Annotated in this window: 9 protein-coding genes; 2 read left to right on the top strand and 7 right to left on the bottom strand. The window is 37.6% G+C overall.

What is annotated here, in order from left to right:
* Window positions 1-34: 34 nt before the first annotated feature.
* From ACXM1Q_RS05565 to ACXM1Q_RS05540, 6 genes are all read right to left on the bottom strand, one after another.
* On the bottom strand, window positions 35-2,254 hold the full coding sequence (locus ACXM1Q_RS05565) for a C39 family peptidase (RefSeq protein ID WP_458516939.1): 2,220 nt from the start codon (window positions 2,252-2,254) through the stop codon (window positions 35-37).
* Window positions 2,255-2,419: 165 nt separating this feature from the next.
* Window positions 2,420-3,070, bottom strand: a complete 651-nt coding sequence (locus tag ACXM1Q_RS05560; RefSeq protein ID WP_458516937.1) for an LPXTG cell wall anchor domain-containing protein — start codon at window positions 3,068-3,070, stop codon at window positions 2,420-2,422.
* Window positions 3,071-3,085: 15 nt separating this feature from the next.
* On the bottom strand, window positions 3,086-4,138 hold the full coding sequence (locus ACXM1Q_RS05555) for a hypothetical protein (RefSeq protein WP_458516935.1): 1,053 nt from the start codon (window positions 4,136-4,138) through the stop codon (window positions 3,086-3,088).
* 12 nt (window positions 4,139-4,150) lie between these two features.
* Entirely contained in the window at window positions 4,151-4,498 is a 348-nt protein-coding gene (locus tag ACXM1Q_RS05550; protein WP_458516933.1) for a TrbC/VirB2 family protein, read from the bottom strand.
* Between the two features lie 93 nt (window positions 4,499-4,591).
* Window positions 4,592-6,421 carry an AAA family ATPase gene (locus ACXM1Q_RS05545; protein ID WP_458516931.1) on the bottom strand — a complete coding sequence of 610 codons (1,830 nt, stop codon included), beginning with the start codon at window positions 6,419-6,421 and terminating at the stop codon, window positions 4,592-4,594.
* Window positions 6,418-8,175 (bottom strand): type IA DNA topoisomerase, encoded by a 1,758-nt coding sequence (locus ACXM1Q_RS05540; protein WP_458516929.1) that lies wholly within the window; start codon window positions 8,173-8,175, stop codon window positions 6,418-6,420. The genes ACXM1Q_RS05545 and ACXM1Q_RS05540 overlap by 4 nt, the downstream gene beginning before the upstream one ends.
* A 313-nt stretch (window positions 8,176-8,488) precedes the next feature.
* On the opposite strand from ACXM1Q_RS05540, the gene ACXM1Q_RS05535 reads away from it, so the two are divergent.
* The gene (locus tag ACXM1Q_RS05535) at window positions 8,489-12,187 is read left to right on the top strand and encodes a GbpC/Spa domain-containing protein (protein WP_458516927.1); all 3,699 of its coding nucleotides are present in this window, start codon (window positions 8,489-8,491) and stop codon (window positions 12,185-12,187) included.
* Between the two features lie 4 nt (window positions 12,188-12,191).
* Window positions 12,192-12,593, top strand: a complete 402-nt coding sequence (locus ACXM1Q_RS05530) for a hypothetical protein (RefSeq protein ID WP_458516925.1) — start codon at window positions 12,192-12,194, stop codon at window positions 12,591-12,593.
* Window positions 12,594-12,646: 53 nt separating this feature from the next.
* On the opposite strand, the gene ACXM1Q_RS05525 is transcribed toward ACXM1Q_RS05530, so the two are convergent.
* Window positions 12,647-17,056, bottom strand: a complete 4,410-nt coding sequence (locus ACXM1Q_RS05525) for a PBECR4 domain-containing protein (protein WP_458516923.1) — start codon at window positions 17,054-17,056, stop codon at window positions 12,647-12,649.
* Between the last annotated feature and the right edge of the window lies 1 nt (window position 17,057).

Genomic DNA, 17,057 nt, shown 5'->3' with positions numbered 1-17,057 from the left:
GAAGATCTAAAAAACTACGCAAAGCATTCATACACTACAAGAAAATAATCGAAAAGGATGGCCGAATCCCTTGGTACGCAAGGGGTCTGCTATCCTTTATCTTTTTTAAACTGATAAACTCGGGAGTTTCATTGGAACTTTCTTCTTGGTGATTATCTGACATCCCTTTAGTTGAAATAGATGTTGGAGAACTTATAACAACCTTGCTTGAGTTCCCCTTAACATAAGCTGTCACCTTACCTGTTTCATCAACTACAGGAAGTACTTGACTACCAGAAGCCACTAGACTTTGATAGTCCATCAACAATTGTTCTGTATGTTTTTCTTCAATCTTAGCTTGATAAGCTGTCATTAATGCCTGATACTTGCTTTCTGCTTCTAACATTGCAGTTTTCAACCGCTCTAATTCACCTTTGGCTTGTTCAAAATTCTGGTTCTTTTGATCTAAATCTAACTTAGCAACTGCTAATTTTTCTTTAGCCTCTACTAACTTTTCGGTTGCCTGCTCTAACCCTGATAAGACCTCTTCTTTCTGAACAAGATCTTGCTTAGCTTGAATCAATGCTTGTTCCGCTTTAACAACCTCTTTTTCTGCTTCCATGACAACGGACTTTAAGCTCTCCAACTTAGCTTTGCTATCAATCAAATCTACTTTTGCATCTTCCAAACTCGCTTCTTTCAAAGCTAGATTAGACTGGGCTTCTTTAAGTGCAGCCTCTCTTTCATCTAGTTCTTGACTTGCCAGACGAACAACTTCCTGAGTTTTAAGAAGATTCTCTTTAGCAGTGTCTAATTCAAGGGTCGCCTGACGAAGATTTACTTCCGCTTTTGGCACTTGTTCTGAACCTACTTGATAGGCAGCAACTTCTTGCTTAGCTTCTACTAGCTGACGATTGGCAGTTTGAACAGCTTTTGTCGCCTGAACTTTTCGACCTTCCAAATCTGCCATCTTCTGAGTTGTAATTTTAAAGAATGGCACTCCCAAAGCTCGATCATCTCGATCTTGACTTTGCTCCGCCCACATACTCGCTACAGGATACCAGCCAATATTTGCCCGATTGTAAGGGTCGTAAATGTAAGTCTTCCCATTGGAATAACCCTTCATCACAACTTCGTGACTATAGCCTGATCCCCAAGGTGAGAACTTATTATTTTGAACTGCTCCTACGACATGATGCCCTTCTTGAAGTGCAGCAACAAGAGCAGCTTGACTAGATAGCTGCGTTGGCACAAACCCAAAATGTTCCGATGCAGCAATAATTCCGTGGGCACTTGTTCCTGAAAAACTCTTATTAAAGTAATCCGTATTGTTATACAAATAATCCGCCACTTGTTTAGGAGTTACCCCTCTTCGCTCTAGTTCTGTAAAGACCATCGCTAAAACTGCTGGAACACATCCAGTTGCGGCAAAGCTACCATTTCCATAATAGGAAGCCCAAACAGCATCCCGTTGATTATAATAAGCGTGATCTTCAAAACTCGTTGAAACTGCTTCTTTCGACATTTCAGAAGCAATTTGATTCAGTAAAGATTCTGTTTTTTCAACTACCAGCATCTTTTGAGAAAGATTTTCTTGTGCCTGCACACGCTTCTCATCTAACAGAGCATCAGCTTTCTTGGCATCTTCAAGTGCTACCTGTGCCTCATTGACTCTAGCTGTCTTGGTAATCACCTCAGCTTCAGCCTTTCTCAATTCCTCCTGAACTGAAGTCTGATCAACTCCTTTTTTCAGCACCTCAATAGCTTTCTTGGCAGCAGACACTTCTGCTTCAGCATCAATCACTCTAGCTTGATGATTTTCAACAAGAACTTCCTGAGTAAGAGTATCTTGACGAGCTATCTGTGCTCTCTCTTGTTCCTTGGCAACTACTCCTTCTGCAACAGTTACATTCTGCCTCGCCCTTGTCACAGACTCTTGAGCCTCTGCAATCGTTTCAGGATTTGCTTGTTCCACAAGCTTTTGGGTTTCAGTAACAGATAAACTGCCTTCAATAACCGCTATCTGTGCTTGATCTTTAACAGACTCTATTTCCTTAACTACTGCCTCTTGTGCAACAACATCTTGCCTTGCCTCTTCAAAATGAACTTTAGCTTCTTCAACCTGTAGTTGGGTTACATCAGATTGAACAACCATCTCACCATTAGAAATCTCAATTGTTGAAGCGGAAGATTCTACCTCCTCAGCTTCAACAACTCCTGTTGTTACAATAGAGGCTGTCGCAAGAGCTAAACCTGCTATAACTTTATGACTCATAATGTCTCCTTTCAAATTTCCTCAAACAAGTACCAAAGATTAGGTTGATATTTTTTAGGATGGGTGTTTATGCGACATGAAGAAACGGATCCTAAAATTTGATACTTATTTCAAAAAATAACTTAAAATCGATAGCTAGACTAGTTTGCCTAGCTATCCAAAAATTTAAACTGTTTTTTTCTTCAAAATATAAGCAGATAGGGCTGATAAAAGTCCTCCTAGTAGACCTAGGCTAGAAGCATCTGTTCCTGTTGACGGTAGCTCCTCTACCTTCTTAGAATCAGATACTGATTTTTTATGATCAGTGCTAGCCTTTGTAGCACTAGACGACTCACCTGTAGAAGTTTTATCTGTTTCCTTAGTAGCAACTACTTCTTCTTTTGTAGAGCTAGTTGCAGGGCTTGTTACATCCGTAGGGGTAACTGGATTTGTAGATGGAGACGTTGGTTGATTCACAGAGCCTTCAGTACTTGGTTGGTCAGGTTGAACTGGAGGAACTACCTCACTTGGTTTTTCCTCAGATGGCTTCACTTCTTCAACTGTTTTTTCTTCTGTAGGTCTTGTTGGCTCACTTGGTTGAACCTCTTCAGTGGGTACTTCTGGAGTTGGTGGAGTTTCTGGTGTTACAGGAACAACAGGTACTTCCTCACTAGTAGTTGGCTGAGTTGGAGTAGGTTCATTCGTCTCTGGTGTTGTTACAACAGGTGTTGATGGATCTACTGGATTAATAGTGACCTCATCTGCAAATGCTGCTCCTACTTGTCCTAAAGCAACTACTGATACTGCTAAGCCTGTAATTAATTGTTTTTTATTCATCCTTTTGCCTTTCTTTTACTTTACATAATTAGATTCTTGTGGCTCTGTAGTCACGACAAAACCATACTTACTTTTCTTCATTTCTTTCACTGAGAAGCTTAATCGAATATTTGATGATCCTTCTGATTTCTTGACAGACAATACATAGGTTACCGTGTACTCTTTTGTCTCAGGATCAAAAACAAGTGACTCTAAAATAACTGACTGTAATGTTCCTGATTCTGGTACAGTATATTTTGCATTTCCATCAGATAAAAACTGACTTAAAAGCTCCTTGTTTCCTGAGTAATAAGCTGGTAAAAAATAGCGACTAAAGACATCCACCTGATTTTCATTTGTTTTAAAAGACTCTAATTCCTTCACTTCTTGATACAAATAATTCAACTGTGTATTTACTTGACCTAACTGATTCATCATCATAAAAGACAAAGTCAAACTAATAACTGTAGCGGAGGCCAATAAGCCATTAAGGATATAAAATTTTTTAAAAGCTCCTTGAGAATTCTGAGTAGAGACTTTAATTTGGGTAGCTTGTACAAATGGGGGAGATTCTATCTCTACCCTCTCTCCTTCAACTGGGAATAAGGGAAGAGATGAATCTGAGATTCCCAAACTATTTCGATAAACGGGATATATTTGATTCTCAAAATACTCTCTTTTCTCTTGATAACTGTAGCCCTTAAAATCTTCATGATTCAAAATTGAATGAATCAGAGGTAAGAGAATATTTTGATAATGACTATCAATCACAAGCGGACTGATGAACACTTCCCCATCTGTCACAACCTCACGACCCTCTGAATGAGCTACAGAAACCTTCTTCAGTTGAAACTGATTATAGGTTTGAGCAATTGCTTGAAATAAAAGCTCAGCCTGGTAGAAAGTCAAATAAGGTAGAGACTGTTCAATAGCTTGTGAAAACTGATCTAAATACTCCTGGTCTAAACCCTCAATTAATTCAGCCAATTCTCGATCATCTTCAGGTGAGCCTCCATCTTCCCAAGTAATTTCTAAAAATAAATCATCTGTAATTTGGTTTTTAGCTTTTTTAAAAGGAGAAAATGCCATCGTTACTCACCTTTAACCCCTTACAAAATTAAATCCCCACTCAACAATACTTGGACCTGCGGCAACTGCTACAATAGCTATGGCAATCGCTAACCAATGCTTTTTAATTGCTGCCTTAACTTCTCGACCACCGAAACCATAAACAAGACCTGTCACAACAACTGCTAGACCTAAAGTAACGATTCCGATTCCTTGAACTTTGGAAATTCCCTGTTGAGCTAGGGCATCTGTTTTAGCAAATGGATCATCTGCATAAGCAGTCCCTGAAAATAAACTAGAAAGAAATACAGCAAGAGCTAGAAAATAATAATGATATTTTTCTTTTACTCTAGTAAGTACCTCTGTCACTTGATACTTCATAGAAGTCCTCCTCTTCATTTTGATGACATCTTTAGTGTAAGAGATAATGAAAATTTTGGGGTTAAGGGGACAAGTCAGTACCAAAAAAATTTTTTAATCAAAGAAAGTGACCATATCTGGACGAATTTCCATTTGAATTTTCCGGAAATCCTTTCGGTAGTGACTATTAGGAGCCTCCCCCTCTACCCATAAACAGAAAGTATAAGTCTGGCGAGTTCTATCCAAATTTAAACTTTTAGCAGAAATAGGAGCTAAAACCCTTCTCTTAATAACTCTCTCCAAGGGACGTGCTCCATTTTTGACATCCGTTCCTATATCAGATAAAAATTGAATCAAATCATCACCATAGGATAGATTTAGATTTTGTTGCTTCATTCTTTTTCCAATTTGTTGAAGATTTTTTTCAGCAATTTCCTCAATAACAGATCGATCCAACAAATTAAAAATAATTTTATTTTCTATCCGATTTAAAAATTCAGGACGAAATTCATTCTGTAATTCACTATCCATGGACTTATCAAATTGTGCCCATTCTCTTTCTGTCAAATCGCTAAAACTACCTTTTAACTCCCATTTATTAATAATTTTTTTAGCACCGATATTAGTTGTCATGATAACGATCGTATTTTTAAAACTAATCAACCGACCTGAAGAATCTGTCAATCGCCCATCATCCAAAACCTGTAAAAATAAATCCATAACCTCGCTGTGGGCTTTCTCAATCTCATCTAAAAGAAGAACTGAATAGGGTTTCTGTTTAATCTTCTCCGTTAATTGTCCCTTTGTCCTAGTTATTCGATTTCCAATGAGCTTTATCACATCTTCTTTTTGCTTAAACTCAGACATATCAAATCGAATCATGGCATCCTCGTCATCAAATAGAGCCTCAGCAACAGCTTTTGAAAGTTCTGTTTTTCCAACCCCAGTTGGACCTAAAAATAAAAATGAAGCAATGGGTTTTGACTCATCTTGTAAGCCTGCCTGGGAAATGGTTATGGCATCTGTAACTGCAGCAATAGCCTCTTCTTGACCCTTGACACGTTCTTGAAGCTTTTCTTTAAACCCTTCCAAACGCTCATAATCCCCCTTCAAAATTGTTGTCACGGGAATACCAGTCTTATTCTTTAGCACCTGAGCAATATCCTCAGCAGCAATGAAATTCTTATGGTTTGCGGAGGCAATCGTGGCTGCTTCATCAATCAAGTCAAATGCCTTATCTGGAAGAAAACGGTCAGTAATATAACGAACCGATAATCTAACAGCTTGTTCCACAGCTTCTGAATAAATCTCTACTCCATGAAATTCTTCATAAATCTTTTTGGCTTCTTCAAGTATTTGAATAGCTTCTGGTATCGTAGGCTCCTCAACCATAACGGGTTGCATCCGCCGTTCTAAAGCCCGATCGGTTTCAATATAATCGTGAAATTCATCTAGAGTTGTTGCTCCTATTAGTTGAATCTCTCCACGAGCTAAAACAGGTTTTAGGATATTTCCAGCATCAAGAGCTTGCCCTGTTGTTCCTCCCGCACCAACGATCGTATGAATTTCATCCACGAACAATAAATTCGTCCCCTTTGTGAGAACCATCTCCTCAATAATTTTTTTAAATTTTGAGATAAACCCTCCATCATCTTCATTCATCAAATTTGATAATTCCAAATTACGAACCGTGAGCCCTTTTAATTGCTTTGGAACTTGATCTCTTAAAATCGCTAAGGTTAAACCTTCAACAATAGCTGTTTTTCCAACACCAGCCTCACCAACCAGAACAGGATTATTCTTAGTTCGTCTGAGAAGGGAAATCATAACCGATTCAATTTCTTGATCACGACCAAACACCTGATAATCTTCTGCTTTCTTAGCAATTTTCTCTGATAAATTATCCGTATACTTATCTAAATAAGGTGTATTGCTTACAGTCACCTCTCAACCTCCCTCTCTTTTGTAGCCAGAACTTGATCAACTAGTTTATTCTTAATAGCATCCACGAACTCCCTAGGATTAATCTTTCCTTCACCTATCTGAGATAAAAAGATTTCCCAGCCAGCTGTTGTTTCTGGATTGGTAAATTCGTTCCCATACAAATAATGAATTAGTAGATAGGCTTTGTCGGTTGGTAATAATTGGCCAGTTTTTTTATCTTTAACTATATAACCCCGATCCTGGATAGTTTTAATAATTGCCGCCCTAGTAGCCTGTGTTCCTAAGTTATAATTCGGAAGTACCTGAGCAATCAGATCACTTTCAGTTAATCGTTTTGGTGCTTTTGTTAGATGCTCGGTCACTTGAGGCTCTACAGCAACTACATCTCCTACTTTATAAGCTGGTAAATCTCTATCCTTCTTTATCTTTTGTTGGCTATAGCTAGCCCAACCTAAATCAAGAACTTCTCGCCCTACAGTTTTAAAAAGATAGCCATTATTTTCCAAAATCATGGTTTTCGTTTTATAGTGACAGTCCCCAGCAAACATTAATATTGTCTGTCTAACAATGGCTTCATAAACAACCTGCTCATCTTGTGTCAGTAGACCTAAATCAGGCATGTTTTCCGTTGGAATCAACGCATAGTGGCTGGTAGACTTTTCTTTACTCTCATCACTAACATAAGAATCTCTAGCTTCTAATTTCTCAGGTTCAAAATAACAACCAATAACCTCCTGATAGGCTGTTAAAGAATCTCTAAGATACTTAAATTCATCCATAAAGATTAATCGATTGTCAGTTCTCGGATAAGAAACATAACCCTTCAAGTATAGTTTTTCAATAAGATTCTCTGTTTTAAGAGAGGCAAAACCATATTTTTTGGCCATAAAACCCTGAACATCCGATAAATTAAACAGAGCTGGAGCCTCTACATGATGTTCTTTTGATTCAATCGAGAGTAACCTAGCCTGACTACTCAATTGATTTACAGCCATTAAGAGGGCTTCTGAGGACAGATATTTATCCTTCTGTGTAAAGATAAGACCCGATTCCTTATCTTCCAGTTTCAATTTCCAATAGGACTCTGCTTCAAAATTCTGAATCGCAAGGTCATTCTCACATAAGAGACGAACTGCAGGAGTCTGGACACGACCAACAGAAAATACCTGACTTTTCCAATTTCCTAGCCCTCCTTCTTTTTGAAGCTCTAACGTGGCTAAAGGAGATAAATTCATCCCAACTAAATAATCAGCCTGAGCCCTTGCTTCGGCTTCTAGATAGTAATTGTAGGTTTCAACAGGATCTCTCATATTCTGAAAGGCCTTTTTCAAAGCAGTTTCTGTCATGGAGCGAACCCACAATCTATATTTGATCTTCTCTTTTCCACCTGGAATATGTGACAAGATAGAATAAGCAATTCTCTCTCCCTCTCGATCAGAATCAGTGCCAATAACGATCTGATTTGCGAGTGTCACTTCCTGATAAATCTCCTTAAAAATTTCTTTTGAACCCTTGTCCTTTTTCAGTGACTGCTTAAAGGAAACTTCAACCAGAGGCAATTTCTCTAAATCCCAGTTGTCTTTTGGCAACTGATATTCGAATAAATGCCCCTCAGCAGCAATAATATGAACGTCACCTGGAAAGTAAGGAGTCGATTTTACAATATGAACCCTCCCCTTCTTCCTAGATGAACCAAGACTCTTAGCATAGGCTCTAGCCTGAGTCTCCTTCTCAGCTAAAATCATTGTGATCATAATTTCATCTTCCTCTCTCATACTTATCTTTAGTGTAAGAGATAATGAAAATTTGTGGGTTAAGGGGACAAATCAACAAAAAGATGGATTCCCTAGTTTTTTAACTAAAAAGTTATATAACTTTTTAATCTGTTTTCTGCATAAAAAAAGACCCTCTTATCAGTTAAGAAAGTCTTATAGAACCAAGTCCAATCTCTATTTCAAAAACAGAACAACCATTAATTTATTGGCTAAATTTGTAAGCAAAATAATATCCATTAATACACCTCTCAGCTTATAATGGATTAGAAAAAGAAATTTCCAAGGAGAAAAAATGAAAAAGACTCTACTTGTTAGTAGCCTCCTACTAGCACCTGCCCTGATCTACACCCAGGCAGTTCAAGCTGAAGAAACCAGTAGCACTCCAGACTCCTCTAAAACTGCCTATCACTCAGCAGTACAAACAGCTAGAGCTGAAGGACTTATCTTGATTCAAGATCAACCCCAGGCCCTCTCATCCTATACGGCTATCAACCAAGCCTACTTACAACAAGCAAAAGAGCTACAAGATGCAAGCAATCAATATGCACTTGAAAAAGAAAAATATACTACTGATCTGGCTAACTACGAAGCTGCTCTTAACGAAATTGAAAAGTATCGACAGGCTGAGGAAAATCATAAAAAAGAACAAGAAGCAGCCCAAAATCAATACCAACAAGAGTTAGCGAACTACGAAAAAGAACAAAACCAATACCAGAAAGAACTTGACACTTACCAAAAACAAGAACAGGCAAACAGCCAATCAAAAGCCAACTACCAAAAAGAGCTAGAGCAATTTGAAAAAGACCTAGCTGATTATCATACCAAAGAAAAACATTACCAAAAGGAAAAGTCTGAACAAGAACAAGCTCAGAAAGTCTTTCAAGAAAAACAGGCTCAATATGAAAAAGAGCTAGAACTCTATCAAGAAGCCGAAAAAGCCTATCAAGCAGCACTAAAAAAAGCTCAAGAAGATAGTCAAAAAGAAGGATTCCTAAGCCAAGTCTATGCCCAATATCTCATTGCCAAATCTGAACCCAATGCCAGTGTTCGCTTTGAAGGTGTCGATTCCTTTATCGATTCTTCTCATGATTTTGGCCCAGGTCTTGACGGAATCGCTGGAACAATAGCCAAACTTCCACTAACCAATGAAGCCACTCTCTTTAAGGGAGCTGGTTCTGGCACACCTGCAGGTAGTGGTGACGGTTATGGACTCATTCTCGAAAAGAATAAACCAATTCGCGTTCTCTATAGCAACCTCTCCAATACATCTTATAACGGCAAGAAAATCACTCACCTTGATTATACCTACGAACTGCTCTCCACTTTTGCGGAAGATGGAAAAGCTACTGCCTTTATCTACACAGACCCAACCAAGACTATCTATGTTGGAACACATGGAAACAATAAAGGACAAGTTGACTTTGCCATCCGCCAAACCATGACCTACTATTTTGAGGATGGTTCTCCTGTCATCTTTGACAAGGATAAGACAGCCCTACTATCCTTTGCCTCTCGAAATAATAGCTTTGAGTTTGGAGAACAAGAATTCGTTCAACTGGAATCCAATCTGACTTTTATCCCTATTACAGGATCTTCCGTCAGTGGAGAAGAAGGCTATGTAGCTGCTAGAAACAGTAACAACTCTAAAGCAGACAGATCTAAATTTGATCGTTCCGAATGGGACAAAGATGGTCACGAAAATGAATATTACGGAGCAGGAGTTGCCCTTGTCACAGGAGGAGAAATCTCCTTTACCTTTGGAATCCGCTACAATCCTAACGATATTAACCGTTCTGCAAATCCAAGTAAACTAAGAGATCGATCACGGCAATGGTTTACCGTCAATGCGGATATTAAAGCAAGTGGCCTTATCCAGATGGAAAAACCAGGGAATCCACCTGTAGCTCCAAATAAGCCTAGTATCCTTAACAAAAACTTAGAAGCTCCAACTAAACCGATTCAACCCACAGAACCCACTTACTCAACCACCCACAAACCAACAGCCCCTAAAAAACCACAACCAAAGGAAATACCACCCCTTCCACCACTAACTGTCAAAGCAGTTACACCAACAATTCCTAAAGTACCCGTCGTCTTTATACGTGAAATATTCTATAAACCTCTAGCTATTCCACAAAAACGGATAAGCAAGAGAATTCCTATTAAACCTACTTATAACCAAAATACCAATCCGCCAAAGACTACTTCTATACCGACCTATCCGAGCAACACTAAAACTTATCCAACCCCTGTTGCCCCACCAATCTATACCAGCAGTGCTGGAACCTACCCAACTCCCGCTAGACAATACAGTCAAGGACGGCAAATTTCATATACTCCAATTTACTCTCCACCAACACAAATCTATTATCCATACTATGCTCCATCTTGGACAAATCCAAGACCCTCCAGCCCAAGTCCTTCACCATCCAGTCCACCCAACAATAATCCATCTGGGAATACTGGTAAACCTAAGAAACCAGACAACAACAAACCAAAAAAATCTAGTGAAGAGAAAATAAGAGAGTGGTTTGGAATTAATACAGGATTTAATGCTGAACAAACAAAAGATGTACTAGACTATATTAAAAAAACAGGAAAAATAGCTAAGATACAAAATCCAAATGATAGAGCCTCCTTTAACCGAGATGTGGCACAATCGCTTGCCTACGATGCATATAAAGATAACAACCTTCAAAAATTCTTTAATATTTATCTTTCTCAACCACTAGTCCAAAATGGTTCTGGTCGTTCACATATCACAGATACTAATAAACCTACTAGTAATTATCCACTCGATCTTCCACATATGTTGACGACATTGGCTTCACTTGAAAAACAAAATGGTATATTTGACTATACTGCTTTTATTAAACGTTTGGCTGTTCAGCCCTTGGTCAATCCTTTTACTAATCCTTTGACCTTTTTGTGGTCTGCTTTTAATAACGGTGACAGCGTCAAAAGAAATATCCTTCTTCAACAAAATTCTCTAGTTGGAGATCTATTTACGAATACAAGTGTCAAAGATTATCTATCTGATATGGATGCCATTATTCTAGCTAGACATCCGAAATATAAAGACCTACCACTCGATGAAAGACTTATTAAATACTATGGTCAAGATTTGACAACAAAAAGACATCAGTTACTCTACGAAGTGTATGGTGCTGATAAAACAACAGCAAAAATTAATCTAGCTAGTGAAATATTACTTTCATCCCTCACTCTAGGAGGATTAGGACTAGGACTTTATGGTATAGTTACAAAACGAGGTTTTAAACATATTGGTGAAAATTTTGCTGAACTAGACAAAGTTGTCTTTGAAGGATCTTTTAATCGTGCTTTTAAAAATCCACTACAAGCAGCAAAAAAAATCACACAACATACACTAAAAGGGGCAGGCAAATTCCTTCAAAAAAATGTATTTAAGCCACTACAAAACACAGCGAAATCTATTAGGAGTACGGTATCTACTAGCATTACAAAAGTAAAAAAAGCCTACCAAACTAAAATTGGTAAACCTGCTTTATCAATAGCGAAAAAGGCCGGCAAATTAATCGCTCAAAAAACAGCACCACTTGTCAAAACGATGAAACAAGTTTCAAATATCATCCAAAATAAATTCATTAAACCAATTCAACACGCTGCTACTCGCAGAACTGTAAAATCAACTCCAACAGTTGCTAAACCAACTAATAAAGCTATGACGCCAGTACAAAGAATAATTACTAAACCTATTGTGAGAGTCACCAAGACTGTAGCTAAACCTATCGTTAGAGCAATTGCAAGAACTGTTCCTAAACCAATAACTAGAGCAGTTGCAAAAGTTGCTCAAATCTTTAGACCAAAACCATCAGCCAAAAAAGGAAAAAAAGGAGATAAAGAGAATGAAAAAATTTTTAATTGTACTGAGTTTGTTCTTGATTTTCATTGGATCTATCTATATCTATATTCAGTACAATCTAGCCCGTTATTCCGTCTATTATGCTAGTCATATGCCTAGAAAGGATGGGGCTAGACCTGAATTAGTTATGGCTATTGAAAATAAGAATTTAATGGATAAACCAAATAATGATTATATTTCTTTTGATGAGGAGCATGATCATACAATATTTTTTAATAATAATGCATATTTCACAAGTGGATATGGAGGGTACTATTTACGGATCGGTAAAAAAAATGGTCTTTATTTTTACTACACTGATCTAACTGGAAAATTTATCTTTTATCACTCTCCAGGGAATAGTTCGAAGGAAATACCAATAACTGAAGAGATTTTACAGGAAATCGAAGAGGTAATATCTCCAGTAACCGAAGATATTATTAAAGTTCAAAAAATCCCATCTATTAATCTTCAAAAACTTTTCAACCAAAAGTACGAATCAATCTTTAACTAATAACAAAAACCTAGAGAATGAGAAATAATTCCTCCTCTAGGTTTTTTTATTGCTTATCTCTTCGGACCTTTCCCAATTTGATAGGATAAATTCTGGTTCTGATTCAAATCTTGCCTCGGTTGCCTACTCATCTGTTGACTTACATGTTTATGAATCCTTACTACTGTTTTATGAATTCTTCCTAGTGAATAAGCTAATTGTTTATCATTCAGTTTTCCTAACTTTTCTGTCCAATTGGCTATATAGGGAACTGCCTTCTCAGAAGTATCCAGTCCAAAATAATTAGCAACCAGATAACTAGTCATTTCTGCTTCCAGTTCTTTCTGAAAGGTAGGAATATTCTCCTTATATAATTCTGTTAACTGTGGGTTATGCAGTGTCGCATGAGCTAATTCGTGGATTGTTGTCGCTATTTTTTCTCCAGGTGTATTAGTAGGATTCAATAAAATAGACTGTTCATTTGATAGGAAAGCTCCCTTTGCATTGCCTAGAAATCCTACATCATCCATTTTAATCCCAATACCAATTCCTTCTGCATAATCGCTTAATCCCTCCAAAACTTCATTAGTTTTAACCTGATCCGTATTAAAATTAAAATGGCGATTAGGCATAGCCTTGGGATAGCTTTCTGGCTTCAACGTTGTTTGTGATAATTCAAAAACTTTATAAGTAGTAAATTTCGGACCACCTGTCTTAGGATCTCTTTCTGGAAATTGTTTAATTGGTAGTCTACCTTCCTTCACTAATTTCTTTTCCTGTGGACTAGCATCAGATAATCGCTTATACTTCGGATTACCTTTATCATTCTTCATCTGACAGCCATTTTCATCAAAAACAGGAATCATTTTAACAGTTAGAGGTCTAAAAAGGGTAATTCTAGATTTTTCACCTGCCTTAACAGATAAGTTTTGGTGGAAAATTTCTTTCGTCTCCCCAGTTTTCTTATTGGTATAGCTAGCCTTTGTTTGGATAACATCTTCAGGTTTTATTCCCAACTCTTTGCCTAAAGACTGCCACTGTCTATAGGTTGCGACTGCATTAGCACCTCTCCATTGCTCATGAATCAAGGCCACATTCCGTGGAGATAGTTCAGGAAACTTACTCATGAAGCTTACATACTCCTTTAATTCCTCAGGTGACTGGGAATATTGACGAATCAGTTCAAAAGCATGTTGACTAATTTCATAAGGACTTGCATTTTCATAACTAAACGACTCTACGTCCGTTGAGAACGAATTATCTACTGTTAGTGATTCAGGCGAGTTGCTATTCTCTTGATAAGAATCAGTTTCAACCAATAAACTCTTTTCCTTATCATTCGATAAAATTTCTTCTACACGCTTTGTTAAATTATTTCTGGTCTCAGTTCTAGAGGAAATAAATTTTTTCTCAGCCTCTGTTATTTCAGATAATTCCTGTAACTCTGTAGTCTTTTCAAGTAAATTATCTACAACATGCTCATTCAAGTTTTGATTATCAGTTTGTGAAACTACTTTATTATCATCTATTTCCGTGTTATTCCTGATAAGGGATAATAATTCCTGACCATCATCTCTAATATAATCTTGATTAATTGAAATTTGCTCAATCTTATTATTACGTTGGCGGTAAATTCCCAGAATAACTTTTTCTTCCCCAGTAAGTTCAAGGGATAATTTTTCTTTAATTCTCATAATAGAAGCTGGCACACCTATTCCATCAACATCTCTAATAGCTAACAATAGATCTTTATCTTCTGTCATTACAGCCTGACTCAAATTAATTCTATGAAATTTATCCACTTCAGATAAATCATTAAAAACAAAGGCACTCGATGATAAAATATCCTGTAAAAGAGGAAATACCATAGACTTATCTTTAATAGCATGGGAAACTTGAATATTGCCATAATCTCCATTTCCATTTGCGAAATCATGTACAATCTGCTTCATTTCTACATTTTTAGGTAGAATACCTGTCAAATGAGCAAAATTATCATCTGAAAAGCTAAGGTCTAATTTCCCAATCTGATCACCATCTTTATACAAATATGTGATTTTACTGTTTGACAGTTCTTCTAAATACCATTGTGCTGTGGCTTGTAAACCTGGAGCAAACTTATTTAATCGACTTAATTCTGCAGGAGATATTACATGATACCCCTTTTTTATAGTTGACATATACTCTCCCTTTGTAGTAAAATTAAGGGAAGTAATGACAGGAAAATCAGGTTGGAATTCATTCCCAACAGGCTTCGATGCTGTCCTTGGAGAACTATCTCCTAAATAATCGGGATTGCGATGCGAATCGCCCGCATTACTATTCAAAGACTCTTGAGTTGTCTCATGGGTCTTTTCTTTTTGCTCTTTTTTCAGATTATTCCTTTGAATAAAATCTTCCAATGCAGCATCATACTGATTCACAAGACGATCCCAAGTTTCCTGAATAGCAGCTTTTAAATTCTCTAAAAAGACAAGACGATCCGCACCCTCGATTTCATAATCGGACATATAAGACTCAATACCTTCTAAATCCAAACTATGGCCTTCTAGTGACAAATAACCAGATGCTCCCTCATTTGCTGATTCCTCTACGTGTAAGTTAATTCCATTTTTAGAGTATGAAATGCTGTCTAACCCTAAATGAAATTCCTCGATTATCTCTTGACTAGCACCTAAATCTATCAATTCCATTTCATGCCACAGATAATAAGTTTCATCCGCTGTTATCTCATCAAGTAGTCTTTGTTCCTGCTGAAGAACACCTACTTCAAGAGGTTCCCTCTCACCAGCTACATCTTCTACTACAACATTCTGCTTAGCTAACAACTCCTCCAATTTTTCCTGATCTTCTTTTGATTTCGGTCGGTACTTCTCTGAAATTTTAAAAGTCCCCTCATTTGTCAATTCAACTGCAACTTTTCTGAGTCCCTTCACAAAATATAGATTTGGCTTTTTAGCCCATTGAGTGACCAGTCCATCATCAATCAAGGCCTGCGTACCTGGCTGTATAGTCGTAGTGGATACTTGATCCGCAATCTTTTCTAGGCGTACCAACTCTTGTCGATAACGTTTCAAAGTTGCACTGGTATAGAAAGATTCCCCACGTTCAGCTTTTTCAAGCTCTTCACGGATTCTAGGAATATTCTGGACGCTCATTTCAAGACCAGTTCCTCGCCGATTCAAGCCGTTTTCCTTAAAGGCTTGCTGCTGCTCCAGTTTTTCGATACGCTCTTCTTGTTTCTTAATTTCATCCAACTTACCAAAAATTTTTTCTTCTAGCTGCTCCTGCCGTTTAAAATAAGCAGCCCCTCCACGTTTATCATTCATAGGCTGTCCATTCGCCTCAGCAGAATGACTGAAGGCTGCATTAGTTGCATCTGAAAATTCACTATTCAGCCTATCTAGCTTTCTCCTAGCCTGACCTAAGCGACTATTATCAACTCCGGAGTCTTTTAAAACATCATTCCAATCAGATTTTTCTTTTCCTGCTTGAAGTTCTGGCAAATCCTCTGTAATAACAGCTCCCTTTTCTCTTAATGAACGAAGGAAATTGCGGCCTGCTTCATCATTATCAACTGCAAGTGTAATTAAGTCTTGATTTTTTCCATCTGAAAAGTAACCTCTATCAATGGCTACATCCAAACTTTTCGCAATCTCCTCACGACTCCAGCGTATCGGACGACCTGAAGTTTCTGACTGTAAAATAGTGAGATGATTTCCGATCACGGATTCCTTAAGTCCATCCATCGATACTAAACGAACATCTTTTAGCTCCTCCTTATGTAGTTCATAGTAGGACATCAAATCAATAGGACTTTCTCCGAAAATCAATCTTTGGGGTTGACCAATATCAATATGCAAGCCTGTCATTCCATCAGAATTCCGTAGAATTCTTTTTGCATATCCTCTATCAGGCCACTTCTCCCTATCTTCATAAATTCCTTGAAGATTTGCTCCAATAATCTCCCCGTCCGCATTTAGAGACTTAAATACAAGAACAGGCTCAATACTGCCATTCAACTTAGCATTTGCTTGAGCCAATACTCCTTGACTATAGAAAAAGTCAATAGTCTCATCAGATAGGCCTCTCTGATCTCTTAAATAATTTCTTGCTTCTTTAAAAGGTTGCTCGTAAGGTTTTAAAGAATAGTGAAATGGCTCCTCTATTCGCTCAACAGCTGTAAATTCTTTGAAACTCCCCTCATTTAGAAAATGAATAGCTTGATTAAAATTCACGTCTGAAATGGTCTCAACTAGGGAAATAACATCCCCTCCCTTATTTTCTCGAAACCATTTCCATAGATTTGTATCAGGTGATAGTACCATAGAATCGTGATCCTTCCAGCGATAATCACGACCAGACTTAACTAATTCCATCCCCAATTCATTAGCTACATCTAGAATATCTCTTGCACGTGCATACTGAACTTGTTGATTCCAGTTGCGTTTTTCTCTGCTGACTGATTGTCGTTGATCCATCATC

It is taken from the genome of Streptococcus sp. 10F2 (genome assembly GCF_054331515.2).
The sequence above is the reverse complement of the archived record's forward strand: the minus strand, read 5'-3'. Positions and strand labels throughout refer to the sequence as shown.